A 25905-nucleotide genomic window follows, 5' to 3' on the forward strand; every position below is an offset into this window, starting at 1 on the left:
GGGTTTAAAGTGAAGGCACTTCGCTCTGTATTTTTGGGCTGTGGCAGCTATCTGCCTGAGAAAGCACTTACTAACCAGCAGCTTACCGAGATTGTTGACACTTCGGATGAGTGGATCGTTCAGCGTACCGGGATCAAGAACCGTCACATTGCTGCAGAAGGCGAGTTTACCTCTCACCTTGCAGTGAATGCTGCCAAAGCTGCGCTGGAAAATGCCGGTGTTGATGCGCAGGACATCGATCTGATCGTTCTGGCAACCTCCACACCTGACAACACTTTCCCGGCAACAGCTGTTGCTGTGCAGGCTGCGCTTGGCATCAACCACGGATTTGCGTTTGATGTTCAGGCTGTGTGCTCCGGCTTCGTTTATGCTGTGACCACTGCGGATGCCTATCTGCGTGGCGGTCTTGCAAAGCGTGCGCTTGTGATTGGCGCAGAGACTTTCTCCCGCATTCTAGACTGGGAAGACCGCACGACCTGTGTTCTGTTTGGCGATGGCGCTGGCGCTGTTGTGATGGAAGCGCAGGAAGGTGAGCCTTCCATTGATGAGAGCGGCGTTCTGACCTGTCAGCTGCGTTCTGATGGTCGTCACAAAGAGAAGCTTTACGTGGATGGTGGTCCTTCCACCACTGGTACAGCAGGTCATCTGCGCATGCAGGGCAAAGAAGTGTTCAAGCACGCGGTTGGCATGGTCACCGACGTGATTGAAGCTGCCTTTGATGCCACTGGCACATCTGCGAAGATCTGGACTGGTTTGTTCCGCACCAGGCGAACCAGCGCATTATTGATGCGTCCGCCAAGAAACTCGGAATCGCTCCTGAAAAGGTAGTGAAAACAGTTTCCCAACACGGCAACACTTCAGCGGCATCGATTCCTTTGGCACTGGACAGCATTGTAAAAGCTGGCAAGGTCAAAAAGGGTGATCTGATCATGCTGGAAGCCATGGGCGGCGGCTTTACCTGGGGTTCAGTGCTCCTTAAGTGGTAAAAAGCAGCAAAAAACCCCAGAGGGTTGCAATTCTTAGCAAATGAGCTGTTGACCCTGACGCCGGTTGGCCATACCGTAACTTGTTGAAAGCAAGCTTTATTCTTACGGATCATGGCTTTACCGGAGGAGGGTGGAATGGGTAGTCACACTGTAACCCGCGCTGATTTATGTGAAGCGGTTTACCAGAAGGTCGGCCTATCTCGGACTGAATCTGCCGAACTCGTCGAGCAGGTGCTCGCAGAGATTTCTGCAAGCCTGGAAAATGGCGAGTCTGTCAAACTGTCTAGCTTTGGCTCTTTTGTTGTTCGCTCGAAAGGTGAACGCATTGGCCGTAACCCAAAAACAGGCGAGGAAGTTCCGATTTCTCCACGCCGGGTTATGGTGTTCAAGCCAAGCAATGTTCTTAAGCAGCGCATCAACGATGCACTGGTTGAGGGCGCCAGCTAATTTGCTGCCCCAAAAATAATAAGGTTTAGAGGGTCTGCATCGTGGAGAAGAGCGCCGACGCGTTCCGAACAATTAGTGAAGTAGCAAGCGAACTGGATCTGCCGCAGCACGTTCTGCGGTTCTGGGAAACTCGGTTTACCCAGATCAGGCCTCTAAAACGAGGTGGTGGTCGCCGCTACTACAGACCTGACGACCTTGAGCTTTTGCGCGGTATTCGCCATTTGCTCTATGGGGAAGGCTATACGATTAAAGGCGTGCAACGTATTTTGCGAGAGCAAGGCGTGCGCGTCGTTATGGACGTTTGGAAAGAGGGCGGTGGCGTTGTCATCCCGACCTCATCCAGCGCTTCCACGCCTGTAGGCGTTGCTCCTGATCCATCCCAGGTTTCTGATCATTCTGTGCGCAGTGCAGCGGAAGCCGCTGTGGCTCAGGCTGTGATGGCGCCTGCACAGGATGTTTATGAGCCTCAGGAAGATTGGGTTGCTGAGCGACCTGTTGAGACACAGGCAGATCTTCCGCTTGAAAGTGAACCTGAGCCGCAAATGCCGCTGCCATCTGGTTTGTTGCCAGATGATGAACCAGAGGCGGGTGGTAAAGGCGGACATGGTGCCTTTGGCTTCATGGACCGCCTGATGGGTTCTGAGAAGGAAGAGGCTGCTGCGCCTGGTCTTTCCAAAGACGATGTTGATCGTCTGCAATCCACGCTGTTTGAGCTGCTGGAATGTAAGCGTATGCTGGATCAGGCACGCTAGTCAGGTCGATTTGATTTCAAGGTTTAGGGCGTTCACTGTTTCATGCAGTCGGCGCCCTTTGTCGTTTCAGGTGCGCTGAAACTCATCCCGCAAAATGACTGTGGTTGTCAGATCTTTCACGCCATCAGTGGAGGCAATGGCATCGCGCACGTTATTCAGCACTTCCATGGATGGAGCAACCACTTCAACCACCAGATCCAGCTCACCACTGACAGAACTCACTCGCTTCACTTCCGGGAATGCGGCCAATACGTCCAGAATTTCGCGCATGGGTGTGCGGGAGAGACGGATGAAGAGGAAGGCAGAGATGTGTGTTGGGTCGAGGCCTCCGATGTCTGCTCTGTAGCCGCGGATTGTGCCGTTGTTCTCCAGCCGCGTGATGCGCTCGCTGGTGGCACTGCGGGACAGGTTGATGCGTGCGGCCAGTGTTTTGATCGGGATACGGGCTTCTTTGGAGAGGATCGCGATAATCTCGCGGTCGGTGGCGTCGAGCATGGGTGGTCCTTAAAGCGGGCTTTCAGGAAGAGTGCCGTTAAAATACTTATTAATCGCGACATAGTGTCGGCGCAACTGACATAAAGTCGGTATTCTGAAATATCAGTGTCAGCTATATTCGGGAGAACCGGAGAGACCCATGACTGATATTAGCCATCCCGCCCCAAATTTTGATCGTGAAACCATTGCTGAGCTGCTGAATAAGCATTGGGATCTGAAAGGTGCCTTGTCGCCGCTGGAAAGTGAGCGCGACCAGAACCATCGCCTTGATGCGGAAGATGGAACGCGCTGGACCGTGAAGATTGTCAATTCCAGTGAGCCTGAGGCAGAGACTGGCTTTCAGACGGCCATGCTGCAGCATCTTGCTGTTTCTGCGCCAGAGCTGCCAATGCCACGACTGCGCCTGACAAATGACGGCGGTGCCACGCAAAGTGTCGTCGGGCCAGATGGAGCACAGCATGCAATGCGCGTGGTTTCCTGGGTGACAGGTGTACCACTGGCTGAAACTAAGCGGGAAGAGGGCATTGTTGCCAGCCTTGGCAGTTTGCTTGGAAAGATGGACAAGGCGCTTCGCGGTTTCGTGCATCCTGGAGCTCTGCGCAGTTTTGAGTGGGATCTTCGTGCTGCTGGTGATGCGCGTGATCGGTTGGCCGCGATTGGCGATCCTGATCATCGGCGTATTGTGGAGTACTTCCTTGAGCGCTTTGATCGTCTGGTTGCTCCCAAGCTCGCAGGCTTGCGGGCAGCTGTCATTCATAATGATGCAAATGACTGGAACGTTCTGGTTGATCCTGATGATCATTCCCGTGTCTGTGGTCTGATTGATTTCGGGGACAGCTTGCTCACGCCGGTGATTGCGGAAGTTGCGATTGCGGCGGCCTATACGATCATGGAGGTGCCTGATCCGATTGGTGCAGCAGCAGATTTGGCTGCGGCTTATCATGAGGAGTATCCGTTGGAAGAGGGGGAGGTTGATCTTCTCTTTGACCTGATTGCAATGCGCCTTGTGACCAGTGTGAGCCTTTCTGCGCTTCGGAAAGACGAGACTGAAGACAATCCTTATCTGGCGGTCAGTGAAGCGCCGGCATGGAACCTGCTCTACAAACTTTACAGCATGAAGCCTGCGTTCGCGACATCGATCCTGCGCAAGGCCTGTGGGTTTGAGGCGGTGCCGGGCGCGCGGAAGGTTGCTGAGTTCTGTGCAAAGAACCGCAACTCCTTTGTCGGTCTGTTTGAGCGTCATCCAAAGTTGATGTCCAAGGCTATGGTGCCCTATGGAGATCCCGAGAATGAGATGACTGTGAAGTCCCGGGATCGGCAGCCAGAAGCTGCGCAGGAGTGGTGGGAAGATTACTGCGAAGCTCACAATGTGGAGCTGGGTATCGGCCCATGGGGTGAGAGCCGTAGTGTTTACTCCTCCGACTTTTTTGAGAGCCGGTTTATCGAAGGTGAGCGCCGCCGTAATCACTTGGGGTTTGATCTGTTCCTCCCGTCTGGCACCCGTGTTCGTGCGCCTATGGACGGCAAGGTCCGTTCTGTTGTGATTGAAACTGATCCGCTTGGCTATGGCTGCATGATCGCGCTGGATCATGAGACGGACTGTGGCCAGCCCTTCGTGAGCCTGTGGGGGCACATGGCGCATGAGGCGGCAAGTCGATTAAAGGCGGGTGATGTGGTTAGAGCCGGTGAGACGGTTGGTTACCTTGGTGCTGAAGATGAGAATGGGGGCTGGGCACCTCATTTGCACTTGCAGCTTTCAGCGGATGTTTCTTTGAGCGCTGAGGAGATCCTTGGTGTTGGGGAAGAAAAGTATCTCGATGTGTGGGCGGACCTGTTCCCATCCGCCATTGATTTTGCCGGGCTTCCTCAAGAGACATTGGGCAGTGGCGGGCGTTCAATTGATGAGATTGTTTCGTCGCGTCGCCAGAACCTACTGCCGAACCTTTCCATCTCCTACAGCGAGCCGATCAAGTTTGTGCGTGGTGAAGGGGCTTATCTGATTGACCATTGCGGACGGGCATATCTGGATTGCTTCAACAATGTTTGTCATCTGGGTCACGCACATCCGGAGGTGGTTGAAGCGCTTTCTCATCAGGCAGGTCTGCTGAACACCAATACCCGTTATCTGCATGACAATATCGTGGAGTACTCCGAACGGCTGACGGCTACATTGCCGGATGATCTGGCGGTTGCGTCCTTTGTGTGTACGGGCAGTGAAGCGAACAGCCTGATGATCCGTATGGCCGAAGCGCATACGGGCCGGCGGGATGCGGTGGTTTTGGATTGGGCTTATCATGGCACCACGCCTGAGCTGATTGCGCTGAGCCCTTACAAATACAAGCGCAATGGCGGAAGGGGACAGCCTGATCATGTGTTCGAGGCTGCTATTCCTGACGCCTACCGCGCTCCTGCGGACTGGGCGCCTGAGGAGATCACCGCGCGTTATGTGCAGAGTGTAGCTGAGCAGTTGGATCTGATGAAGAAACAAGGTCGTGCGCCAGCTTTCTTCATTGCTGAATCAATTCCAAGTGTGGCTGGTCAGGTGTTTATGCCGGATGGGTATCTGGATGAGGTTTACAAGCTGATCCGCGCAGAAGGTGGCCTGTGTGTGGCTGATGAAGTGCAGGTTGGCTTTGGCCGGGTTGGTTCTCACTGGTGGGCTTTTGAAACCCAGGGTGTGACGCCTGATGTTGTGACCATGGGCAAGCCAATTGGCAACGGTCATCCTATGGCCGCTCTCGTTACCACGCGCGAGGTGGCGAAGAGCTTTAACAACGGTATGGAGTACTTCAACACATTTGGCGGCAATCCGGTTTCCTGCGCGGTGGGGCTTTCTGTTCTCAATGTAATTGAGCGGGATGGATTGCGTGAGAATGCTCGCGTCGTGGGCGATTATATTCTGTCTGGCTTCTGCAAGATGATGGAGAAGTATGAGTTCATTGGTGATGTGCGTGGCATGGGCTTGTTCCTTGGTGTTGAGCTGGTGAAAGACCGCAAAACCAAGGAGCCTGCAACGGATATGGCCAGACGCGTGGCGAACCGTGCAAAGGATCTGGGTATTTTGATGGGCACTGAAGGGCCCTATGACAATGTGTTGAAGATGCGCCCACCGATGATTTTTTCTAAGGAAAATGCGGATTACCTGCTGGACGTGCTCGATCAGGCCATGAATGAGTCCGTTTCGGCTCTGGAAACCATGTAAACTATCAAAAAAGGGCCAAAGTCTGGCCTTTTTTACCTGAAGAATAGGCGGGGACAGGAGGTTGTCTCCGCTTTTTCTTTATCCTGAGGGCTAACTGGATAGGGGGAAGCGTGAGTTCATTTCATGTTGGATATCCGGAGGCGTCGCTCAAGATCGCAACATACTGAGTGCTCCGGTTTGGTGTTTCGGGTTTGTTTTCAATTGGGTTGGCTTACCAACCTTGCGGGAACAGGCCCCAGAGTTTGAAGGTGGGCGAACATGGTAACCATTGAAAGCAGTGCAAGCATTACCGCCTGGGGTGAGAGAACCTTTGGTCAGGTGGCTGATCTGAATGCACTGATTGAGCGGGCGCGAGAAGAGCTGGCTGCTCTGCAAATGGCTGTCGAAAGCGGTGACAGTGCGCGTGATGTTGCAGCTGATGCAGCTGAGATTGCTATTCTATTGCATCGCCTTGTTGGTCTGCATGGTGCCGAGCTTTCCTTTGCTGTCGATGAAAAAATGGCACGTAACCGCACCCGCATCTGGTCTCTGGCTGGTGATGGTACCGGTCGTCACGTCGCTTAAGCTATAGGTCTTTGCTGCTGGCTGACAGGCCTTACGGTCTCATCAAGACTTATCCCCCTCGCTACGCTGAATGATACGCTTTTGCGTAGGCTAGGCGATCTATGGGGATCTTGATGAGTGAGTGGACGACACATCTTAAGCTGCCGTTTCTGGCAGCTGCTCAAGCACAAAAGCATGTGACACATAACGAGGCCTTGGCACTCGTTGATCTGGTGGTGCAGCTTGCTGTTGTTTCTGACAGCGTAAACGCGCCTCCTGCGGACCCTGCTGAGGGTGACCGCTACATCGTGCCTGCTGGTGCCACGGGCATCTTTGCCGGACATGAGCACAAAATCGCAGCCTTCGATGGAGGTGTCTGGCGATTTCTAGCGCCAGTTGATGGCTGGGCTGCCTGGGTACAAAGCCTGGGCGCTATGCGTATCTATTCCGGCGGTGGCTGGATTGGGTTTTCTTCCGTTGCAGGACTAGGCGTTGACAGCACCACTGGTGGCGCTGCGTTTCAGCAGGAAGCGACGGTGCTTTGCGAGAGCGTTCATAAGGCGCAAAACCAGTTTGTCACCGTTGATGAACTGATTACTCTTTCGGGTAGCTTTACCGACAGCACCCTTCACATTCCTTCCCGAGCAATCGTTTTTTGCGTTTCTACACGTGTGACTGAGGCCATCACCGGCGCGAGCTCCTATGATTGTGGGATCTTGGGTGAGACCAGCAAGTTTGGTGGTTCGCTGGGTGTGACTGCTGGCTCAAACAATGCCGGGGTGATTGGGCCGACAGCGTATTATGCAGATACGCCTGTGCGGGTCACGGCGAACGGAGGCGGCTTCACTGGCGGTAAGCTCCGACTTTCCTTGCATTACTTCCTGCCGGTCGTGCCGCAAAGCTGATCATATCTATTTGAGTTTTCTGAGGCCGCTTCCGCGGTCTTTTTTGTGTTTTGATGGAGGCCTCGAGCCTCCTTTTTTGTTGGGAGATGTTGATGAAGTCTACGTTTGATCTGATTATCGCCGATTTGCTTCACACCGAAGGCGGGTTTGCCCATCGCAGCCGCAAAGCGGATCCGGGAGGGCCGACACACTATGGGATCACGCAGGGTACATTGAGTGCGTGGCGGGAGCGAAAAGTGAGTGTGGAGGAAGTTCAGGCGCTGAACCAGTCTGAGGCTGTCGAGATCTATCGGGCGCAGTATTGGGATGCTGTGCGAGGGGATCGTTTGCCGCTTGGTCTGGACTATGCGCTTTTTGACTTTGGGGTGAACTCGGGTCCTGCGCGGGCGGTGAAGACACTTCAAGCGATCCTCGGGGTGGGCGTTGACGGTGTGATTGGCTTGAAGACGCTTGCTGCGATCAAGCAGCGGCCCGTGGTTTATCTGGTGAATGAGCTTTCGGCTCGAAGGCTGGCTTTCATGAAGCGATTGCGGAACTGGCCTTACAACAAGAATGGCTGGTCCCGTCGGGTGCGGGACGTGCAGGAAAAGTCGCTCAAACTTATGGAAGATCGTGGCAAGCAGAAACAAACAGTGCCAGTTCTGGATGGGTTTGATCGCGGGCAGGGGGCAAAAGCGTTGGGGCAGGAGACTGGTGTGATCAATGCGTTGATGACGCCAGAGGGTTTGAGCAAAGCTGCAGCGGCTGTTTCAGGCTTTGCGGGAATGCTCGCCGGTTCTGGTCCCGTGCAATGGGCGTTTGCGCTTTCACTTCTGATTGGCGTGGGTGTTGGAGCTATTTGCTGGTGCAGAGAACACGAGACGCCTGACGAATAGAAGAAAAATGGTCGGGTAGGCCGGATTTGAACCGACGACCCCTTCACCCCCAGTGAAGTGCGCTACCAGGCTGCGCTACTACCCGAACCTATGAGGATACTTGCGCCTGGATGCGGGGACCGCACATGCAAGTATTCCTATTTCAGGAGTAGCCTTAACGGCTTATCCTTACAACTTTCCTACCTAATTCAGGTTGTCTGATCAAGGATCAAATGCGGCTGGTGTTATTGTGCTGGTGGAAAACGCCTGTAGCGGGAAATGCCGGATTCCGCTGCAATGATAGCCCACAGGATGCCAAGCAGCAGGAAGTAGTGGCGCCAGTGGTCACTGTCAATAATGAAGCTAACACAAGCGTGTAGCAGGAACGCCACGTAGGTGCAGACGATGTATTTCTGCCATGGGCGTGGTTTGAAAACCAGTGGCAAAGCTTTGATCAGTGTCCAGAAAACGAGCGTTACATAGGAGAGACCACCAAGCCACCCGTAGGTTGTAAAGGCCTTCAGATAGGCGTTGTGTTCATCCTCCGGGAAGATGGAGTTAAACCCGCCAACACCAAGGCCAAATGGGCGCTCTGTGACAAGCGTGAAACCTTCCCCCCAGCGGCCAAAACGGCCCAAACGAGCCCCGTCGTAGTCCTGAACAAGCCTGGCGCGGAGAGTGAACATCTCCGAGATCGATTCAATGGAAAGGATTGCCAGGAGAGCCATAATAAGGCCGATACCTGCGAGGCCAAGAATGCCCAGAAGCTTCAACCGTGGCACTGAACGCCGTTCATTGATGAAGACGAGCAGGAAGACCATGAGTGCGCCACCGAGCGTCATGCCCCAGGCTGCGCGGGAGAAGGAAAGGAAAGCGCCGAGCAATAAGACGAGCAAGATGCCCGCTTTGAGAATGTTCTCCTTCAGTGGCTTGGTCAGGATGTCGTAGGTGATCAGTAGCGTCGGCAGCAGCAGGAATGGGCCATAGACGTTGGGGTCTTTAAAGGTGCCTTTGGCGCGGCCATACAGAGTGAACTGGTCATAGGCTCCGGGGAAGGCGTTGAAATATCCAGCAACGGCCAGCAGCGTCGCAAACAGAGCGGCGAGCATGTATCCCTTCTCAATCGCCTCAATCCGCTCAATTTTCGCTGAGAGCGTTGCTGCGTAGAGGAAAGACGAGAATGCCAAGAAGACCGTGACTGCATAGAAGATGACAGCTTCTTTGGTGTCTGCCGCTGCTGGCAAAGCATGATGCCGCCTACGATGTAGAAACACAGCAGGATCAGAAGAGGCAGGATGTCTTTACGCAGTTCCAGCCCAAAGAAGGACCAGCCCACCAGCAAAAGCGCGATGAGCAGGTCATATGGGGCAGGTTCTATGATGACGAGTGCGCTCACGGACGCGGTCAAAAACAACAGCGCGCGGGCGATTGTTTCTGTGCCGATCGTCAGAGGCACGTGCCAGAAGGGGCGCGTGCGTCCGATAACATCGTGAGGGCGCGATAGGTTGGTCAATATGCGTTTTCCGTTTCCAGAAGGCAGAACGGTGTTTTAATCAGGATGTAGAGATCAAAGAAAACGGACCAGTTCTCAATATAGTAGATGTCGCATTCGACACGCTTCTGGATCTTGTCTTCTGTGTCCGTCTCACCGCGCCACCCTTTGATCTGTGCCCAACCCGTCACGCCTGGCTTCACTTTGTGGCGTGCGAAGTATCCATCCACCACGTTCTCATAGAGGCGGTTTTCGGCCTTTGCCGAAAGGGCGTGAGGGCGTGGGCCGACGAGTGACAGCTGGCCCATTAGCACATTGATGAGCTGCGGAAGTTCATCGATGGATGTCTTGCGGATGATACGGCCAACCTTAGTGACGCGTGGATCGCCTTTGGTGACCAATTTGGAGGCGTTGGCGTCCGTCATGTCGTGATACATGGAACGGAACTTGAAGACGTCGATCAGCTCGTTGTTAAAGCCATAGCGCTTCTGGCGGAAGATGACCGGCCCGGAACTGTCCAGCTTGATCAGCAGTGCCGTGATCAGCATGACAGGGGAGAGGGCGATCAGCGACAGGCTGGCAAAGAAGATATCAAATGCCCGTTTGGCGATGGTGTCCCAATCCGCAATTGGCTTTTCCAGAACATCAACGAATGGGACGGTGCCAACGAAGGACGATGCTCTTTGACGGAAGCGGAGTTTATCTGCGTGTGCGGACAGGCGGATATCGACTGGCAGCACCCAGAGTTTCTCCAGCAGCTGAATGATGCGCTTTTCTGCGCGGATTGGGATCGTTACCAGCAGCATGTCGATCTGCGCGATGCGAGCAAACTCCACCAGATCAGAAACGTTGCCGAGCTTCTGATAGCCGGCGACGCTCGGTGGGGAGCGGTCATTGGAGCGATCATCAAAGATGCCGCAGATCTCGATGTCATTGTTTGGCTGGCGCTCCAGCTCTGCAATAAGGTCAGCGGCTGCTTGTCCGCCGCCCACCAGAACGGCTCGGCGGCTCAGGCGGCCCATGCGTGTCCAGCGCACGATGAAACCGCGCATGACCATTCTGAAGATGGTCAGGACAGCAGCGCCGCTGACAAACCACTTCAACAGGAACGCCTGCGGAATTTCAGCGGAAGGCAGGATCAGAAGCAGAGACGTGATCAGAGCGGCGAACACAAGCGCCCATGCGGTAATCAGGCGCATAACTTGTGCAACCACTTTTTGCAGTGCGTTGGCCTGATAAAGATCTGCCATCTGAAACAGCATGATGCCGATCATGGAGCTTCGAACAGCGCAAAGATCTGCCAGAGGGGCGGGATATCGAGGGCTGCTCCGCTTAAGTATGCGACAATCCCCGTGATGACGATCAAGGTCGCGTCTGCAGTGCGCATGAAGCCATCAAAAACGGACTTGGAGATGGTGTTGGTGCGCAGGGTTGCTGCCACCTCCAATGCATCCTTGGAAAGATTGCTGATAGTGACGTCTTCGTTGTGCGTCGCAGATGCCTGGTGACCGTCTGTCGTGGTTTTGTCATCAGGTGACGGGCCACTCTCAATTACATTGAAGCGATGTTTGACCATGTTGCCGTGCGCCTAAGTGAGTTTTTCTGGTGAGTGCAGCGCGGACTGTTGAGACTGCTGTGAAGCGTCTGCCAGTTCGTTCTTCGCACTTTGAACGGGTTGATAAAGTTGGGTTATGCTCCGCGCCATTTGCGACAGAGTGAAATTGGATTTGAGATGGTCCTGCAGTTGCAGGCTCAGCTCGATCTGTTCATCCGTATGCGACAGCGCCCAGCTGACGGCGTATGTCAGGGCTTGCTGGTCGTCTGGTTGAACGAGTGTCTTCTTGTGCTGTGCATAGATTTCCGGAATGCCACCAACACGAGTTGTGATCAGTGGCTTTTGAGCGGCAAGCAGCTCCAGCACAATGTAGGGAAGGGCTTCTGCTCTGGACGGAATGACAGCTGTTTTTCCAAGGGGGAGAGCCTGATCGACTTTCTGGAAGCCATGGAACGTGATGTAGGCCTGCAGGTTCCTGTCGCTGACCATTTGCTCAAAGAGCGTACGATCCGGTCCGTCGCCGACAACAGCGAGGGTTGGCCTGGAGTTGGTGTTGCGATGCAGATCATCAATAGCGTTGATGAGCAGGTCTACCCCTTTGAGCAGACGTAACTCACCGATAAACAGGAGATCAGCAGCGTCTTCATCAATGGGGCTTTGCCAGAACTCAGTTTCTCTCAGGCCATTATGAACGATCTTGCTGTTTGGGCGTTCGCCCTTCATGCCGATCTTTTGTTGATAAGCGGCTTTCTCAAACGCACTGGTAAACACTAGTGAGTCTGTGAGCGGTCTCAAGAGCTTTTCAAGCGTGATATAGACCTTGCCTGAGGTGCTGGAAAAGTCGTAGTGCAGGCTTCCGCCGTGAGGGCTGTAAACACGTCTGGTTGGGAGGCCGCGTAGTTTAAGTGCTGAGCCGATTGTACGTGCCCATACTCCCCCTTTGGCGCCATGGCCGTGCAGGACATCTGGCTTTAAAGGAGCAAGATGTTTGAGCAGTTTGAAGAAGCTGAACAGGTCTTTGGGAGCGAGCGCCCGCGCCATTGGAACGGTGATTAAACCCAGAGAAAGTCTGGGTTTTAGTGCTTCGAGCTGTGCCAATGAAGAGGATGGAATATCGTTGGAGGCGCAGACGATGCCGAGCTCGTGACCCATCTCAATCTGCTCTTCGACCAGATCCATAAGATGGCGAAACGCGCCGCCCAAAGGCGCACGTATGCAATGAACGATTTTCAGCTTGTCCGTAGACATCCGCAGCAAACTCCCCACCGCGCATGCATGGTCTGATGCTCCCCAGCACAGACCGCCGCGCAACTGAGTTTATTGCTAGCTTAAAATACTGTTTGACCTGTTAATCGACAGGGTTAATTAACTCTTAACCTGCGGTTTTAGCTTAACAAGACGCAAAGGCATGTAGGGTGCATGCTCTTAATTTTAAAAGAGCCGCTCGTGCACATACAGCGTGTCACCCGGACGGACCGGTGCTGTGATTGGAACAACGCCGTTGGTCACTTCAGCGCCCAGTTGGCGGGTCAGGTCTACATCTTGCTGGCGCGCGCGTGCCGTGAAGCCACCTGCTGTTGCAATGGCGTTCTGCACTGTCATGCCTGGAAGGTAGGCATACTGGCCTGCGTTTCTGACTTCACCCATGACGAAAATTGGACGATAGACGGCCACTTCAACAGAGACATCCGGATCGCGGATGAAGCCGTTCTTCAGGCGTGCACGGATCATGCTTGCCAGTTGCTTGGGTGTTTTGCCGTTTGCGTTGACTTGCCCGATGAGTGGGAAGGCGAGGCTACCGCCCTGATCAATCTTGTAGGTGTTGGACAGATCAGCCTGTCCAAAAACAATGATGCGGACTTCGTCACTCGCGGCAAGTGTGTAAGGCTGGACCAGTTCCTCATGGAAAGCAGGTTCTGGCTTTTTATAAGATGAACAACTCGTTAACAGAGTTAAGCCAGCAATAACTGCTAGTAGGCGCGGGCGCATTACGAAATCCTTTAAATTCATTGGGAGTATATTTCGGCGCTCAAGGTTAACAGAATATAAATATTGTAATTATCCTCCAATTAATTTTGTAAGAATTGTTGGGCTCTTTGTCATTTCTTTCCAGCATTTGATTAAGGTGCTTAATAACTTGGTTACCCTGTCTATGCATTCTTGTGCGCAGAAAATTGTTTCGGGCTTTGTATTGAGTGGGGAAGTGGGCTGTGCCGCAAGAAGATGTCTTTCTTGATATGGGCGTGCTGTTCAAAAAAGTGCTGAAGGGACTCCTTTGGGTGATCCCGTTTGCAGCGCTGGTCGCTTTTGGCACCTTCTATCTGGCTAGCAAGCAGACCGCTAAATACACCAGTGAATCCAAAGTTCTTATCGATACTGCGAAGATTGTGCTGCCGGGGCAGATCCGGAACAGCGAGCAGGAACGTTCCCTCTTAGATAAAGAAGGTATCGCTAGCCAGGTTCAGCTGCTGCAATCGCGCGATCTGGCGCGTCATGTTGTTCAGAAGCTCGATCTTGAAAACAACAGTGTGTTTGCTTCCAAGAGTGAGCCGGGCCTCGTTGATCGGCTGATGACCTCCGTTGGGTTTGAGCCAACTTCCAATCAGGTAAGTAAAGCTGAGCGTCTTCTGAACAAGTTCACCAGCAATCTGGATGTTTATCAGGTGGACGGTTCCCGCGTGATTGCGGTTCGCTTTACCAGCAAGGACCCGGAGCTGGCTGCGCGTGTTGCGAACACCGTGGTCAATGAGTACCGCACGCTGCAGGATAATGCGAAGCGAGCAGTGACTAACAACACAGCGGATGCGCTTGCTCCTCAGGTTGCTCGTCTTGAGAATGAGGTTGAGGCTGCACAGCAGAAAGTTGCTGAGTTCCGCTCCGGTGCTGATTTGCTGTTGGGGTCTGAAAACAGAACACTTAATCAGCAGCAGTTATCAGAGCTGAACTCTCAGGTCTCCGCTGCCATCGTGGCAAAGTCTCAAGCTGAAGCGCAGGCCAAGCAGATCCGGTCTTTGTTGGAGAATGGTGGATCCTTGGAAACTGCAACGCAGGTTCTCAATTCTTCCCTTATTCAGCGTTTGCGGGAGCGCCAGCTGGCGTTGGAGAACCGTATTGCTGAGCTTTCCACCACTTTGCTGCCGAACCACCCACAGATCAAAGCTCTGCGCTCTCAGCTGCGTGGGTATGATCGTCAGATCCGTGCTGAAGCTGAGAAGATTGTTATTGGTCTTGAGAATGACGCCAAGATTGCTCAGGACCGTTATGTTTCTTTGAATGCGCAAGTGAATGAGCTGAAGAAAGAAGCTGCTCGTTCTGGTGCTGATCAGGTGCGTTTGCAGGAACTGGAGCGTGAAGCGCGTTCTAAGGAAGAGCAGCTGAACCAGTTGCTGGTGAGCCTTCGAGAAGCGGAGGTTCTGCAAGGTGTTGGTGTTTTGAATGCTGACTCTCGTGTGATTTCCCGCGCGTCTGTGCCTAGCGAGCCATCAGGCCGTAAACCATCTGCACTTGCTGCAATCGCTGGTTTCGCTGCGTTCTTCCTGGGATGTCTGTGGAGCATTGTACGGGCGCTGATCTCAGGTGAGGTGCTGCGCCGTGAGTCTTTTGCGACACCAGCAGCGCCTGCGGCCAATCCGAAAGAGTCTGTCGGGACTGCGACATCAAATGCGTTGGAAAGTGTGGTTGATGCAACAACCCGCAGCCATGCAGTTGCTGCACCTCCTGTTGAGCTGAAGCCTTCCTTTGAAGAAGAGGAAGACAAGCCAGCTCCTGAGGAGGAAGAGGTTGCTGAAGACGAGCTGACAGAAGAGCAGGCTGAGCTTCATGATGATGCCGAAGACGAAGCTGTGGGCGATGAAGTTGAAGAGTTTGATGAAGAGCAGGATGAAGAAGAGCACGAGGTTGAAGTCCCTTCCATCGCTTTGAAGGAAGTGAAGGCGGACAATGCAAACCAGCTTGAAAAGGTGAGCCGTGTTGTTGTGCTGAGCGTTGAGGACGAAAGCCTTTCTTCTCGTGTAGCGCTGAGCTGCACTCGCAAAATTGCTGCTCGTGGCATCATGCCTGTTGTTGTTGAAGTGCGCTCCGAAGGTGGGGAAGGTGCTCAGTCTATCCTGAAGGAAACTCCGCTTGAGGAAGTGGGTGATGTTCCGCAGTCCGAAGATGGATCAGAGCCGCTCAAGCCGGGCTTTTCTGAGTTGTTGGAAGGGGAAGCGGCCTTCACGAATGTGATCCACCGCGATCCTGTTTCCCGTGCGCACGTGATACAATCAGGTGTCATGCCTATTCGGGACGAGGTGGTCTATGGTGGCCGCTATAACCTGATCATGGAAGCGTTGGATCTGACCTATGACGTGATTGTTGCTGACCTCGGCCTTATCGAGCCAAGCCTGATTTGCGCGCAGATGCTTTCTGAAGCGGATCGTGTGATTATTGCGACAGATGGTTCTCCTGCAGGGCCAGAACTGGAAAAAGCGCTCTCCATTCTGGAGAAGCACACCAAGGCACCTGTAGAGGTGGAGCGTGTGGTCAGCAATGAAGCTGCGGCGTGGTTGCAGGTTGATATGGCGGCGTAAGGGCTGCCATTTAGCAGCTTATTCTCAAAAGAATTTTAGTGCTGCAGGCGGGCGAACATTCCGCGGATGCGGCGGTATAGCTGCCAGAAGCTCTGGTTGTTTCTGAGCTTGCGTTTTGAGCTGAGTTTAGCGCTTTCTAGGGCTGCAGCAAGCTTGCCTTTAAAGGTAAGGGGCTCGATCCAGTCTTTGAGATACTCCGGCTCAGCCCAAGCCAGTTTGAAGCGTTCTTCTCCTAAGCCGAAATCAAAGACTTCCAGGCCTTCTTCGCACATGTCTTCAATCACGTGTTGCATGAGCAGCTCACCCGGGCTGTAGCGCATCAGGTCTCCGCTGATGATGGATGTGCAGTAACAGTAGATGCGGTTTCCGGATTTGAGGCTGAGACAAGTGCTGATGATCTCATCATCAAGTTTCAGGCTATAGATCAGCGGCTTTGTTGGGTTGTCCTCTTTTGCCAGATCAGCGAAAGCCTCTCTTGCGAAGCTTTGATAGTTGGGTAATGCAAAAGCTGTTGGAATGCCGGTTTCGGCTTGCCGCACTTCGCGTTGCTTGATCATCGCGTCCACAGTGGCTGATGCACCTTCGCAGGTTGCTTCTTTTGTGAAGGTGAGTGTGCCTAGAGACTGTAGCTTGTTCAGTTTGCTGCGGTGCTTCTTGCGGGCGGCTTTGGAGCGTTTTGCTTTGACGAACTCTTCTGCAGAGCCTGTCAGCTCAAACGGATAGATTGCGTTGGTGCTGGTGGTATCGTCCATGCGCACCAGAGGGTTGTCTGCGGCTTCCACCTTAAAGCTCGTGTTGCCCAGGTGAATAAGATCAACTCCCCATGCCTTCAGTTCAGCAATCAGGCGAGGGCGGAGGAAATGCGCTTGTGGTGCGGCCAACAACTCCTTTGACCAATACCCTGTGTTCTGGTTGAAAATCTCCTCGCCGAGCCATCTTGCCGTTTTTGCCAGATGGCACTGGTGAAGGGCGAGGGGGAGTAGGACGTGGAGTTTCTCGTTGATGTATCCAGCAACAATCAAGGTTGTGGCTTTTTCGGAAGCAGCCACGTGTTGTGCCCAGCTTTTGCACCATTCATAGGCGTGGTACGCACTTCCTTGGGCTTCTGCTTCCAATGCCAGCCAGTCTGTTCGCAATTGCTGCAGGTCGTTGCCGGTATAAATCTGAAAGGAAAGTTGGTTCAAATCCAGCGTGGTCTTGCGATCAGCGCATGATGTGCTCTCGCTTTTTTCGGTGGATTGAGGAAGTGCCATTGAGAATGCCCTAAATAAAATACAAGGAATTATTAGTTCCAAGCTCTTAATGAATCTCAAATCTAACTATGTAGAGCAACCCAAATTGAAATTAATCGTAAATAATTCCCAGTTACAATTTGATACAATTTCGGTTGGGAACTAGGGGGTCTCCGTGCGGAAATCCTTCAAACATTTATTTATTAGTTGCGCGAGTTATCTTTTTAGCAGTCGTGGTCCCGCTCGTTTTTTTAAAGGGGTGACCGCTGGCGATGGTGTTATTTTTACGCTGCACCGCGTGCTGCCCGCATCGGATCGTGCTTTTCAGCCCAATAAACTCTTGGAAATCACGCCTGAGTTTCTTCGTGATACCGTCAAACAGGTGCGGGCTTCTGGATACGAGTTTGTATCATTGGATGTTGCGCTTGAGCGGCTTCGGGCAAGTGAGAAGTCTGCCTCCAGGTTTGCTGTTCTGACGTTTGATGATGGCTACAAAGACAATCGTGACGTGGCTTACCCAATCCTGAAGGAACTGGGTGTCCCTTTCACAATCTTCATCAGCAGTGAGTACAGCAACCATAATTCAGAGCTTTGGTGGATCATTCTGGAGCAACTCATTGCTGAGAACGCAAGTGTTACTCTGCGATATGGTGAGCGGCAGTTTACCTATGATTGTTCGTCAATTGAGTTGAAAGAAGCTGCTTTTGAAGCTTCACGCTGCATGTTAATTAGCGAAGTGCCTGAGACGGCTCAAAGGGATGTTGTTCGGGAAGCTGCGGAGCGATACGGCCACGATTGGCGAGCTCTGTGTCGGGAACTTATTCTTTCCTTTGATGAGCTGAAAGAGCTTGCTCAGGACCCTCTAGTGAGCCTGGGTGCTCATACGGATACTCATCCGATGTTGGCACGGCTTTCAACTGAGGAAGAGATCCGGCAGCATATAGAGGCCGGGCAGCAGGAAATGGTTGCGCGACTTAGCAAGAGACCGACTATGTTGGCTTACCCTTATGGGTTTGCAGAGGCGGTTGACCGACGGTGTGAAGCTGTGGCGGAGGAACTTGGGTTTGCGGCGGCTGTTACAACGCAGCCTGGAACGCTCTCTGCGAAGAATCTGGAGCGGCCCTATCATTTGCCACGGGTCTCGCTAAATGGATTGCATCAAAACCAGAGGATGGTTGATGTGTACCTGACCGGGGCAGCCTTTGCGGCTTATCACGCGGTGAAACGCGTAGGGTCCTGGCTGCAGAGGTAACGAGCGCTAGAAAACCTAGCGCTTCTTATAGGTCCAGCTGATGATCATGCCTGCCGGGATAACCCAGATCAGGCCAGCGATTGCGAAGAAGATCAGCTTAAGGGACCAGTGTTTGTCTGCCATTGTCAGATCACCAATCACCATGGCGACGAAGACATAGACGACCACAAATGTGACCAGAAAAATCATACCGATGAAGCGGCGCACTGGCGAAGCCATATAGTTCTCCTTGAAAGCCTCATTGCATTGGGCTTTTCTTTTCCGCGCAAGCCATAGTTCAAAATGCATATATTTTTCAAGAGGATCTTGCTGACAAATTGCAAGTCTCGCTGATCAGATCCTACTGTTGAGCCTCTAAGCCTATGACAGCGCTGCGCTATTGAGTGGCCTGCTTTCGCCTGAAAATTCTAGGTAATTTGTCTAGACTGCTGTGAGGATCTGCGTATTTTTCCTGATTTGGCTGCGGATCTGACATATATAGGGGCAAACAAGCTCTTCGAATAGGTGTCATGTCTACTCCGTTCTACACTTCAGATCTTTCCGCTCAAGACCTATCCAACCGCAGGCAAATTCGCGTGTGGTTGCTGTTCATCTGCTTTTTGATTTTGGCCATGGTTGTTGTTGGTGGGGCGACCCGTCTGACGGATTCCGGCCTTTCCATCACAGAATGGAAGCCAATTCACGGTGCTATTCCGCCTCTGAATGCAGCTGAGTGGGAGGAGGAGTTTGAGAAGTATAAGCAGATCCCTCAGTACAAAGTTCTCAATGAGGGGATGACACTTGATGAGTTCAAAGGCATTTTCTGGTGGGAGTGGGGGCATCGCCTGCTGGGCCGTGTGATTGGCCTGTTCTTCTTCATTCCATTGGTGTGGTTCTGGGCACGCGGACAGGTCAGTTCCTGGTTGAAACCACGGCTTGTGATCGCGTTTCTGCTGGGCGGTTTGCAAGGTGCGATTGGCTGGTGGATGGTGGCTTCAGGGCTGGTGAACCGGGTTGATGTGAGCCAGTATCGTCTCGCCGTGCATTTGAGTGTGGCGTGTATTCTGTTCGCCTATCTCTATTACCTTGCTGGCGTTCTCAAGCGACGTCCTGAGTTAAAGCGTGATGGCTGGGATGTGTTTGGTGACGGCCTGATGGGGGCGTATGGTCTGGTTGCTCTGGTGCTCTTCCAGCTGTTCCTTGGGGCATTGGTGGCTGGCCTGAATGCGGGCCTGACCTTCAACACATGGCCGCTGATGGATGGGCAGATTATCCCGTCCGGTCTGTTCATCATGTCTCCTTGGTGGACCAACTTCTTTGAGAATGTGATGATGGTGCAGTTCCAGCATCGCATGATTGCCTACCTGTTGGTTGTGGCTGTGTTCCTGCAGAGCTTTTATCTGATGCGTGGGAACCGGGATGCCGCATTGAAGCAGAATGCCAGCTGGTTGATGGTTGCGATTGTCATTCAGGTTTTCCTCGGTGTCGTAACACTGCTTGGCATGGTTCCAATGGATCGCGCATTGGCACATCAGGCCATGGCGCTGATTGTTCTTGCGCTGGCTGTTGAGCAGGTTTGCCTGCTGCGCCGGGAAAAGGAAGCTGCGCTCAGATAGTGATTCCGGTTTCTGGAGTAAGTGATTGATGTAGAATCGAAAAAGGCGCCTTTAAGGGCGCCTTTCTTGCTTTTGAGCTAAAGCTTGGAGATTGATTCATTTTTCAATCTCAAGTCTTTGACTTATTTGAGGATTATGCGTTCTCAAGTGCCTGTTTCAGATCTGCGATGATGTCTGCAGCATCTTCAATGCCGATGGAGACGCGGACCACGTCCGGACCAGCCCCTGCTGCTGTTTTCTGTTCGTCAGAAAGTTGGCGGTGGGTGGTTGAAGCTGGGTGGATGACCAGTGAGCGGGTGTCGCCGATGTTGGCAAGGTGAGAGAACAATTCCAGACCTTTCACCAGCTCTACGCCTGCTTCGTATCCGCCTTTCAGGCCAAAGGTGAAGACAGCGCCTGCGCCCTTCGGGCAGTATTTCTGATGTGCCTGATAGAATGGATCGTTTGCGAGGCCAGCGTAGGAGACCCAGCTGACGGCTGGATGGCTTTGCAGGAACTCGGCGACCTTCAGCGCGTTGTCAGAATGTTTTTGCATGCGCAGGGCCAGCGTTTCGATGCCAGTGATCAGCATGAAGGCGTTCTGCGGTGAGATTGCAGGGCCAAGATCGCGCAGGCCGAGGACGCGGCAGCAGATTGCGAAGGCGATGCTACCGAAGGTCTCGAAGAGGCGCATGTCGTTGTATTCAGGGCGCGGCTCGGTCAGCATTGGATACTTGCCGGAGGCTGCCCAATCAAAAGTGCCTGCATCAACAATTGCACCGCCCATGGAGTTGCCATGACCGCCCATAAACTTGGTCAGGGAGTGGAGCACGATGTCTGCGCCGTGCTTGATTGGCTGGCAGAGATATGGCGTTGCCATGGTGTTGTCGACGATCAGCGGGACGCCAGCTTCTTTGGCAACGGCTGAGATGCCCTCAATGTCCATGACCACGCCACCCGGGTTGGCGACACTTTCAATGAACACAGCGCGGGTGTTTTCGTCGATCTGATCTGCAAAGCTCTGTCCATCCAGACCTTCCGCCCACTTCACGTCCCAGCCAAAGCTCTTGAAGGAATGGTTGAGCTGGTTGATGGTGCCGCCGTACATGCGCTTGGAGGCAACGATGTTGCAGCCCGGTGTCATGAGCGCGTGGAAGGTGAGGAGCTGTGCCGCATGGCCGGATGCCACTGCCAGAGCTGCTGTGCCGCCCTCCAGCGTTGCGACGCGCTCTTCAAGCACTGCTGTGGTTGGGTTGGTGATGCGGGTGTAGATGTTGCCGAACGCCTGAAGGCCGAACAGGGAAGCCGCGTGGTCTACATCATCAAACACGAATGACGTGGTTTGATAGATTGGTGTTGCGCGTGCGCCTGTGGTTGGGTCTGGTTTCGCGCCTGCGTGAATTGCAAGGGTATCAAAGCCTGGGGTGTTCTCGCTCATGAGGCAGTCCTTTCAATGCGCTTGCAGGATGGAGCGGTGCTGCGCAAGGTGCATGGCATGCAAACCCTTGGAACAGGCGCGTCATTCTCTGCTGAAATTTATATAATTTCCCGCTAGGAACTATGAGGGGGCAACCGCAGGTTGGCAAGCGCAGAAGGGAAAGATGAGCGCGCTTCACTCTTGCAGAAAGCTCAAGCAATAGGACGGCTATCTGATGCTTGAAATTCTGTTTGCTTTAGTGGTGAGGGATTGGAAAATCATTCTAAGAAGTGCAATGCGCTCTCAGGTGTAAGGAGCCGAGAGCGCATAAAATGCATGTTTAGCTGGCTGCAACAGATGCCAGGCGCGGGATTTCGATCTTTGGGCAGCGGTCCATAACCACTTTGATTCCCTTTTCTTCTGCCCGTGCAGCTGCGTCGTCGTTTCTCACCCCCAGCTGAAGCCAGATGGCTTTGGGAGGTGTTGGCAGTGCGATGGCCTCATCGATGACGCCGCCAGCAGCTTCTGAGTTACGGAAGACATCAATCATGTCGACGGCTTCAGGCAAGTCGTTCAAGGATGCGTATACTTTAGCGCCTGCGATTTCAGTGCCTGCCTGTCCTGGATTGATTGGGTAGACGGTGTAGCCTTGCTCCAACAAGTAGCCCAGCACGCGGAAGCTGGCACGCTCCGGCTTGTTGCTGGCGCCGACCAACGCAATTGTCTTGGTACTTTCCAGAATGTTCTGAATGTAATCGTCGGAATAGTGATCGTGGTTCATGTTCTTATCAACTCTCTGCAATTTCTTTGGCTGCCTGCTGCCTTTGCCGATGTTCGGTACGCAGCTCCTTGCGAATGACAAGTTTGAGACCGGACCAGACTGCATCAACGGCGCAGACCTTGATGTCGACCAGCCCCATAGGCAAGCAAATTTCTCTTACTGTATCTTCTGTCACCTCAGAGGGGACTTTGGATGCTTTCTTAGGCCATGACACCCAGATCATGCCGTCTGCATCCAGTTTCATGCGCAGCTTACCCAGCAGATCTGACAGTTCGCTTTGACCTGTTACAAAGATATGGGCAGTGCTTACGCCGGTTTCCAGAGTGGGTAGGAGGACCAGATCGTCAACTCCTGCGGTAATTTCATCGGAAACGCTCTGTGGCATGTTGTGCCACCAACAGTGCATGCCGGGTTTCAGACCTAGTTTTTGGGCTAGTGATCTTTTCGAATACCCGGCTGCCATGCTTGTCGCTCCTTATTGGCTGATCAGCTGTCTTTCCATTCCGGTGTGCGCTTTTGCAGGAATGCGCTGATGCCTTCTTCTGCATCATTGGCCAGCATATTTTCCGCCATGACCTTTGAGGTGTAAGCATAAGCTTCTGCCAGTGGCATATCTGCCTGTTTGTAGAAGGCTTCCTTGCCGGTTTTGATTGTCAGGGCAGATTTGGAGCTGATGACTTCAGCATACTTCTGCACCACAACTTCCAGATAGTCTGCCTGTACCACGCGGTTGATCAGGCCGTACTCTTTAGCAGTGGAGGCATCAATGCTTTCACCGGTCAGCAGCATTTCCATCGCCTGCTTGCGGCCAATGTTGCGGGTGAGGGCAACCATTGGTGTGGAGCAGAAGAGGCCGATGTTGACGCCAGGGGTGCAGAAGGTGGCGGTGTCGAGTGCCAGAGCAAGGTCGCAAGAGGCGACGAGCTGACAGCCAGCAGCCGTGGCAACGCCCGTGACGACAGCGATGACTGGCTTTGGCAGGTTCACAATCTTCTGCATCAGTTCAGCGCACTGATCGAATGTCTGCTGGTAGAAAGCTTTGCCACCGTCGGCTTCCGCGCGAGCTGCGGTCAGTTCTTTCAGGTCGTGGCCTGCACAGAACACCTTGCCTTCTGCGCCGAGCAGGACAACGCGAACTTCCGGGTTGGCTGCTGCTTCGTCCAAGGCAGCGCAAAGCTCGTTCATCATGGCCATGGACAGTGCGTTCATACGCTCCGGGCGCTGCATGACGATACGCTGAACACCATTGTGCAGCAGTTTGCCGAGCATTGGGCGCTCTGCTTCGCTCTGATCTTTTGCGGTGTCTGCGTCAGACATGGTGGATCTCCATCGTGCTTAAATTAGTCGTTGAGATGCCTTTAGCAGGCTATCTGGCCTTGATTAAGTGTTAAATCACAGAGTGAACAAAACTTGAGCCTAGCGCAACGGTTTAGAACTTTTGTTCAGCTGGTAAATCGCAGTCTCATATATCAGTATGTCGGCTTGCATGAGGAGGAGGGACTTCATGACCAGTGAGGTGGCGGCGCCTGCTGTTAAGTTTAGTCCGGCAGAATTGACGGAATTTCTGGACAAGGCATTCCCGCAGATGCATGCGCTGGGGCGCGCATATTTCATCGACGAAATTCTACCGGGAAAAGCGATTGTCAGGTTGAAGGCAGGGGATGTTCATCTGCGTCCGGGCGGGACTGTTTCCGGCCCATCCTTGATGGCGCTGGTGGATTATGCCGCCTATGTGGTGCTGCTTGGCAACATGGGCCTGCACGCGCTTGCGGTGACCACCAACATCAACATCAACTTCCTGCGCAAAGCTGAGGCGGGCGATATGATCGCCACGTGCCGTATCCTGAAAGGTGGCAAACGCCTTGTGGTTATGGATTGCGAAATCATCCGCGAAGGCAGCGATGACCTGATTGCACACGCCACCGCAACCTATTCCATCCCACCGGCCTCATTTAAGGGGTAAGGGACACACTGTGTTGAGCGAGTTTACGCTGTTAGCGTTCTCGCGATACTTCGCTCTTCAGCATACTGCATCAGATCGGGTGCAATAGAAGCGATCTCGTGTCTGGCTATTTTTACAGCTTCTGCGCTGGCGGTTTCCGGTGAGCCGGAGTTGAAAGGTGGTTTGGGGTGGTACTCAAACATCAACTGCAGAAGCTGTGCTTCTTCAGGCCCGAACAGTTCAGCTGTGAGAGATAGGGCAAAATCTATTCCCGCAGTCACGCCTCCACCAGTGATACGATTTCTGTCAACTGAAACGCGTTTGTTGACGACTGTAACATCAGCCAGTTTTTCCAGGGTTTCCCGATAGGCCCAATGGGTTGCTGCTTCGTATCCATCCAGTAAGCCAGCTTCTGCCAGTATCAACGCCCCTGAGCAGACAGATGTGATGTACTGTGCATTTTCGCCGACGTGGCGCAGGTGCTCCAGAACGCGCGAATTTTGCATCTGCTCAAGTGGATTTCCAGCACCGGGAACAAGAAGAATATCAATATCCGGGCAGTCTTCAAAACTATAATCAGGCATTAGCTGGATACCTGCATCGCAGGGCAGAGGGGCGCTGCTTTCAGCAAACGTAAAGGTCTCTAAACCTCTTACAAACGCCAGGAATTGAAGGGGCCCGTAGGCATCCAGCATGGTCATGCCGGGATAAAGGAAGAGACCTGTTTTTAGCTTTTTCATGAGGGTTCCTCTCTGTTTGTTTAGTGATCAGGGCGCAGTGATCCATTCCCGGAGAAGCTCCAGGTTTCATCAATGCCTTCGTTGTTGGTGTTTTAGAGTTGGCTGCTACAGAATCTGTTGCGGTAATCCTGAGGCTGATGCCTAAGTTGCGTATGAAGCTGCGGCGCATTTTCTCGCCATTCTCAAAGCCACAGCGCCTGACAACCTCATTTATTGATGTTTGCGGGTTCTCGATGTATTGGCGCGCCGTGTTCAGGCGCATCTCTTCAACATATTTGGCCGGTGAGGTGCTACATTTTGCTTGAAAAAACGGGCAAACGTTCTGGGTGCCATGTTCAAGAACTCTGCCATGCGATCGACTGAGAGATTTTGTTGCAAATTGGCGAGTATCCACTCCTGAAGTGCGATCATGCGTGCATCATCGCTTTTCTGGTAGGACAAGACGGAGCTGAACTGCGATTGCCCGCCCGGGCGTTTTAAGAACATGACAGAATACTGCGCAATTTTGAGTGCAGTCTCCCGCCCTAGATCTTCCTCAGTCAGTGCGAGCGCAAGGTCGATGCCTGCGGTCATGCCAGCGGAGCTATAGAGCTTACCGTCCTTCTTATAGATTGCGTCGGGCTGCACCTTTATCTTCGGGTAGCGCTCCTGAAGCTGTTCGGCCCAATTCCAGTGTGTGGTTGCGGATCTTTCATCAAGTAACCCTGCCTGCGCTAAAGCAAAGGTTCCGGTGCAGATTGATGCAATACGTCGGGCTCTTTGAGCTGCCTCCCGGATACTGTCAATGAGCGGCTGATTTTCGATGACTGATGACTTGTGTGCACCACCAGCTATCAGAAGCGTATCGATTGCTTTGTTCTCGAACTCACTGAAAGGCTTACTCATCATCTGAATGTTTGTGGGCCAGGTGGTTACAAGGCTCCATGCAAAGAAACGATTTCAACTTGGTAGGTGGGAAGCTGCTCGTTTTTCATAAGTGAGGCAGAGGCAAAGATATCTAACGGTCCTGCGATATCTGTAGCAATGGCGCCGTCGAAGACCACCATAAGAACGAGCTTAGGTGTATTGTGCGTTCCTGAGGTGTGTGAGGTGGCTGTCGGTGTCTTTTGCATGACACTTACTATAAACGAGGTGTGCGTTGGCACAATGACAACGATCCCTCATTTTC

General features: G+C 53.1%; 26 protein-coding genes, 1 tRNA gene and 1 pseudogene. 11 read left to right on the plus strand and 17 right to left on the minus strand.

The window, feature by feature from the left end:
* The first annotated feature begins 9 nt into the window (after window positions 1-9).
* The 3 genes and pseudogenes from JCM12308_RS08055 (at window position 10) to JCM12308_RS08065 (ending at window position 2185) form a co-directional block, all read left to right on the plus strand.
* Window positions 10-986 (plus strand): annotated as a pseudogene (locus JCM12308_RS08055) (beta-ketoacyl-ACP synthase III).
* A 135-nt stretch (window positions 987-1121) separates the two neighbouring features.
* Complete coding sequence (locus JCM12308_RS08060) at window positions 1122-1433, plus strand: integration host factor subunit alpha (protein ID WP_008546564.1); 312 nt, start codon at window positions 1122-1124, stop codon at window positions 1431-1433.
* A 41-nt stretch (window positions 1434-1474) separates the two neighbouring features.
* Entirely contained in the window at window positions 1475-2185 is a 711-nt protein-coding gene (locus JCM12308_RS08065; protein ID WP_054783393.1) for a MerR family transcriptional regulator, read from the plus strand.
* 66 nt (window positions 2186-2251) lie between these two features.
* Here the strand turns inward: JCM12308_RS08065 and JCM12308_RS08070 are convergent, their stop codons facing one another.
* The gene (locus JCM12308_RS08070; protein WP_008546341.1) at window positions 2252-2680 is read right to left on the minus strand and encodes an Lrp/AsnC family transcriptional regulator; all 429 of its coding nucleotides are present in this window, start codon (window positions 2678-2680) and stop codon (window positions 2252-2254) included.
* Between the two features lie 139 nt (window positions 2681-2819).
* On the opposite strand from JCM12308_RS08070, the gene JCM12308_RS08075 reads away from it, so the two are divergent.
* The 4 genes from JCM12308_RS08075 to JCM12308_RS08090 all read left to right on the plus strand — a co-directional run bounded on the left by JCM12308_RS08075 (window position 2820) and on the right by JCM12308_RS08090 (window position 8205).
* Window positions 2820-5882, plus strand: coding sequence for an aminotransferase class III-fold pyridoxal phosphate-dependent enzyme (locus tag JCM12308_RS08075; RefSeq protein ID WP_054783394.1), 3063 nt, complete (start codon window positions 2820-2822; stop codon window positions 5880-5882).
* Between the two features lie 258 nt (window positions 5883-6140).
* Window positions 6141-6446, plus strand: a complete 306-nt coding sequence (locus JCM12308_RS08080; protein ID WP_008546976.1) for a nucleoside triphosphate pyrophosphohydrolase family protein — start codon at window positions 6141-6143, stop codon at window positions 6444-6446.
* A gap of 113 nt (window positions 6447-6559) precedes the next feature.
* Window positions 6560-7330 carry a DUF2793 domain-containing protein gene (locus tag JCM12308_RS08085; RefSeq protein ID WP_083416965.1) on the plus strand — a complete coding sequence of 257 codons (771 nt, stop codon included), beginning with the start codon at window positions 6560-6562 and terminating at the stop codon, window positions 7328-7330.
* A gap of 92 nt (window positions 7331-7422) precedes the next feature.
* A complete protein-coding gene (locus JCM12308_RS08090; RefSeq protein WP_208978374.1) occupies window positions 7423-8205 on the plus strand; it encodes a glycoside hydrolase family 108 protein in 783 nt (260 codons plus the stop codon).
* 8 nt (window positions 8206-8213) lie between these two features.
* Here JCM12308_RS08090 and JCM12308_RS08095 read toward each other — a convergent pair.
* The 6 genes from JCM12308_RS08095 to JCM12308_RS08115 all read right to left on the minus strand — a co-directional run bounded on the left by JCM12308_RS08095 (window position 8214) and on the right by JCM12308_RS08115 (window position 13220).
* Window positions 8214-8290, minus strand: a tRNA-Pro gene (locus tag JCM12308_RS08095).
* A 139-nt stretch (window positions 8291-8429) separates the two neighbouring features.
* On the minus strand, window positions 8430-9428 hold the full coding sequence (locus tag JCM12308_RS08100) for an O-antigen ligase family protein (RefSeq protein ID WP_208978375.1): 999 nt from the start codon (window positions 9426-9428) through the stop codon (window positions 8430-8432).
* A 265-nt stretch (window positions 9429-9693) separates the two neighbouring features.
* A complete protein-coding gene (locus JCM12308_RS08105; protein WP_208978376.1) occupies window positions 9694-10950 on the minus strand; it encodes an undecaprenyl-phosphate glucose phosphotransferase in 1257 nt (418 codons plus the stop codon).
* The gene (locus JCM12308_RS29380) at window positions 10947-11252 is read right to left on the minus strand and encodes a hypothetical protein (RefSeq protein ID WP_208978377.1); all 306 of its coding nucleotides are present in this window, start codon (window positions 11250-11252) and stop codon (window positions 10947-10949) included. The genes JCM12308_RS08105 and JCM12308_RS29380 overlap by 4 nt, the downstream gene beginning before the upstream one ends.
* A 12-nt stretch (window positions 11253-11264) precedes the next feature.
* Window positions 11265-12479, minus strand: coding sequence for a glycosyltransferase (locus JCM12308_RS08110; RefSeq protein WP_054783396.1), 1215 nt, complete (start codon window positions 12477-12479; stop codon window positions 11265-11267).
* A gap of 183 nt (window positions 12480-12662) precedes the next feature.
* Window positions 12663-13220, minus strand: a complete 558-nt coding sequence (locus tag JCM12308_RS08115) for a polysaccharide biosynthesis/export family protein (RefSeq protein WP_014286048.1) — start codon at window positions 13218-13220, stop codon at window positions 12663-12665.
* 221 nt (window positions 13221-13441) lie between these two features.
* Between JCM12308_RS08115 and JCM12308_RS08120 the strand changes: the two genes are divergently transcribed.
* Window positions 13442-15799: a GumC family protein gene (locus JCM12308_RS08120; RefSeq protein ID WP_054783460.1), complete on the plus strand. Its 2358-nt coding sequence runs from the start codon at window positions 13442-13444 to the stop codon at window positions 15797-15799.
* A 35-nt stretch (window positions 15800-15834) separates the two neighbouring features.
* Here the strand turns inward: JCM12308_RS08120 and JCM12308_RS08125 are convergent, their stop codons facing one another.
* A complete protein-coding gene (locus JCM12308_RS08125; RefSeq protein WP_054783397.1) occupies window positions 15835-17052 on the minus strand; it encodes a GNAT family N-acetyltransferase in 1218 nt (405 codons plus the stop codon).
* 319 nt (window positions 17053-17371) lie between these two features.
* On the opposite strand from JCM12308_RS08125, the gene JCM12308_RS08130 reads away from it, so the two are divergent.
* Window positions 17372-18283, plus strand: a complete 912-nt coding sequence (locus tag JCM12308_RS08130) for a polysaccharide deacetylase family protein (RefSeq protein ID WP_208978378.1) — start codon at window positions 17372-17374, stop codon at window positions 18281-18283.
* Between the two features lie 15 nt (window positions 18284-18298).
* Here JCM12308_RS08130 and JCM12308_RS08135 read toward each other — a convergent pair whose 3' ends face one another.
* Window positions 18299-18502, minus strand: a complete 204-nt coding sequence (locus JCM12308_RS08135; RefSeq protein WP_008546191.1) for a DUF2842 domain-containing protein — start codon at window positions 18500-18502, stop codon at window positions 18299-18301.
* Window positions 18503-18792: 290 nt separating this feature from the next.
* Here JCM12308_RS08135 and JCM12308_RS08140 point away from each other — a divergent pair, with 290 nt between their 5' ends.
* A complete protein-coding gene (locus JCM12308_RS08140) occupies window positions 18793-19878 on the plus strand; it encodes a COX15/CtaA family protein (RefSeq protein ID WP_054783399.1) in 1086 nt (361 codons plus the stop codon).
* Between the two features lie 133 nt (window positions 19879-20011).
* Here the strand turns inward: JCM12308_RS08140 and JCM12308_RS08145 are convergent, their stop codons facing one another.
* The 4 genes from JCM12308_RS08145 to JCM12308_RS08160 form a co-directional block, all read right to left on the minus strand.
* Entirely contained in the window at window positions 20012-21295 is a 1284-nt protein-coding gene (locus JCM12308_RS08145; protein WP_054783400.1) for an O-acetylhomoserine aminocarboxypropyltransferase, read from the minus strand.
* 319 nt (window positions 21296-21614) lie between these two features.
* A complete protein-coding gene (locus JCM12308_RS08150) occupies window positions 21615-22055 on the minus strand; it encodes a CoA-binding protein (RefSeq protein ID WP_054783401.1) in 441 nt (146 codons plus the stop codon).
* 7 nt (window positions 22056-22062) lie between these two features.
* Window positions 22063-22518: a DUF3052 family protein gene (locus JCM12308_RS08155; protein ID WP_054783402.1), complete on the minus strand. Its 456-nt coding sequence runs from the start codon at window positions 22516-22518 to the stop codon at window positions 22063-22065.
* Window positions 22519-22541: 23 nt separating this feature from the next.
* Window positions 22542-23372 (minus strand): enoyl-CoA hydratase, encoded by an 831-nt coding sequence (locus tag JCM12308_RS08160; protein ID WP_054783403.1) that lies wholly within the window; start codon window positions 23370-23372, stop codon window positions 22542-22544.
* Window positions 23373-23559: 187 nt separating this feature from the next.
* On the opposite strand from JCM12308_RS08160, the gene JCM12308_RS08165 reads away from it, so the two are divergent.
* The gene (locus tag JCM12308_RS08165; RefSeq protein ID WP_014286038.1) at window positions 23560-24018 is read left to right on the plus strand and encodes a PaaI family thioesterase; all 459 of its coding nucleotides are present in this window, start codon (window positions 23560-23562) and stop codon (window positions 24016-24018) included.
* A 23-nt stretch (window positions 24019-24041) separates the two neighbouring features.
* Here JCM12308_RS08165 and JCM12308_RS08170 read toward each other — a convergent pair whose 3' ends face one another.
* Genes JCM12308_RS08170 through JCM12308_RS29385 form a run of 4 tightly spaced genes read right to left on the minus strand, consistent with a single transcriptional unit; the run spans window position 24042 to window position 25849 of the window.
* Window positions 24042-24737 (minus strand): DJ-1/PfpI family protein, encoded by a 696-nt coding sequence (locus tag JCM12308_RS08170; protein WP_054783404.1) that lies wholly within the window; start codon window positions 24735-24737, stop codon window positions 24042-24044.
* Window positions 24622-24999, minus strand: coding sequence for a hypothetical protein (locus JCM12308_RS31380; RefSeq protein WP_244271852.1), 378 nt, complete (start codon window positions 24997-24999; stop codon window positions 24622-24624). Before JCM12308_RS31380 ends, JCM12308_RS08170 begins: the two co-directional genes overlap by 116 nt.
* The gene (locus JCM12308_RS08175; RefSeq protein WP_208978379.1) at window positions 24990-25622 is read right to left on the minus strand and encodes a GlxA family transcriptional regulator; all 633 of its coding nucleotides are present in this window, start codon (window positions 25620-25622) and stop codon (window positions 24990-24992) included. Before JCM12308_RS08175 ends, JCM12308_RS31380 begins: the two co-directional genes overlap by 10 nt.
* Before the next feature lie 26 nt (window positions 25623-25648).
* Window positions 25649-25849 carry a hypothetical protein gene (locus tag JCM12308_RS29385; protein ID WP_208978380.1) on the minus strand — a complete coding sequence of 67 codons (201 nt, stop codon included), beginning with the start codon at window positions 25847-25849 and terminating at the stop codon, window positions 25649-25651.
* Window positions 25850-25905: the final 56 nt, after the last annotated feature.

This window comes from Pseudovibrio denitrificans JCM 12308 (assembly GCF_001310815.1).
Taxonomy (GTDB): domain Bacteria; phylum Pseudomonadota; class Alphaproteobacteria; order Rhizobiales; family Stappiaceae; genus Pseudovibrio; species Pseudovibrio denitrificans.

Coding starts and splice junctions, on each gene's coding strand:
- JCM12308_RS08125 (WP_054783397.1), bottom strand. CDS start 17,052: ATGGCACTTCCTCAATCCACCGAAAAAAGCGAGAGCACATCATGCGCT.
- JCM12308_RS08175 (WP_208978379.1), bottom strand. CDS start 25,622: ATGAGTAAGCCTTTCAGTGAGTTCGAGAACAAAGCAATCGATACGCTT.
- JCM12308_RS08155 (WP_054783402.1), bottom strand. CDS start 22,518: ATGGCAGCCGGGTATTCGAAAAGATCACTAGCCCAAAAACTAGGTCTG.
- JCM12308_RS08110 (WP_054783396.1), bottom strand. CDS start 12,479: ATGTCTACGGACAAGCTGAAAATCGTTCATTGCATACGTGCGCCTTTG.
- JCM12308_RS08145 (WP_054783400.1), bottom strand. CDS start 21,295: ATGAGCGAGAACACCCCAGGCTTTGATACCCTTGCAATTCACGCAGGC.
- JCM12308_RS08085 (WP_083416965.1), top strand. CDS start 6,560: ATGAGTGAGTGGACGACACATCTTAAGCTGCCGTTTCTGGCAGCTGCT.
- JCM12308_RS29385 (WP_208978380.1), bottom strand. CDS start 25,849: ATGCAAAAGACACCGACAGCCACCTCACACACCTCAGGAACGCACAAT.
- JCM12308_RS08160 (WP_054783403.1), bottom strand. CDS start 23,372: ATGTCTGACGCAGACACCGCAAAAGATCAGAGCGAAGCAGAGCGCCCA.
- JCM12308_RS08080 (WP_008546976.1), top strand. CDS start 6,141: ATGGTAACCATTGAAAGCAGTGCAAGCATTACCGCCTGGGGTGAGAGA.
- JCM12308_RS29380 (WP_208978377.1), bottom strand. CDS start 11,252: ATGGTCAAACATCGCTTCAATGTAATTGAGAGTGGCCCGTCACCTGAT.
- JCM12308_RS08070 (WP_008546341.1), bottom strand. CDS start 2,680: ATGCTCGACGCCACCGACCGCGAGATTATCGCGATCCTCTCCAAAGAA.
- JCM12308_RS08170 (WP_054783404.1), bottom strand. CDS start 24,737: ATGAAAAAGCTAAAAACAGGTCTCTTCCTTTATCCCGGCATGACCATG.
- JCM12308_RS08165 (WP_014286038.1), top strand. CDS start 23,560: ATGACCAGTGAGGTGGCGGCGCCTGCTGTTAAGTTTAGTCCGGCAGAA.
- JCM12308_RS08060 (WP_008546564.1), top strand. CDS start 1,122: ATGGGTAGTCACACTGTAACCCGCGCTGATTTATGTGAAGCGGTTTAC.
- JCM12308_RS08135 (WP_008546191.1), bottom strand. CDS start 18,502: ATGGCTTCGCCAGTGCGCCGCTTCATCGGTATGATTTTTCTGGTCACA.
- JCM12308_RS08090 (WP_208978374.1), top strand. CDS start 7,423: ATGAAGTCTACGTTTGATCTGATTATCGCCGATTTGCTTCACACCGAA.
- JCM12308_RS08115 (WP_014286048.1), bottom strand. CDS start 13,220: ATGCGCCCGCGCCTACTAGCAGTTATTGCTGGCTTAACTCTGTTAACG.
- JCM12308_RS08150 (WP_054783401.1), bottom strand. CDS start 22,055: ATGAACCACGATCACTATTCCGACGATTACATTCAGAACATTCTGGAA.
- JCM12308_RS08140 (WP_054783399.1), top strand. CDS start 18,793: ATGTCTACTCCGTTCTACACTTCAGATCTTTCCGCTCAAGACCTATCC.
- JCM12308_RS31380 (WP_244271852.1), bottom strand. CDS start 24,999: ATGCGCCTGAACACGGCGCGCCAATACATCGAGAACCCGCAAACATCA.
- JCM12308_RS08105 (WP_208978376.1), bottom strand. CDS start 10,950: ATGATCGGCATCATGCTGTTTCAGATGGCAGATCTTTATCAGGCCAAC.
- JCM12308_RS08075 (WP_054783394.1), top strand. CDS start 2,820: ATGACTGATATTAGCCATCCCGCCCCAAATTTTGATCGTGAAACCATT.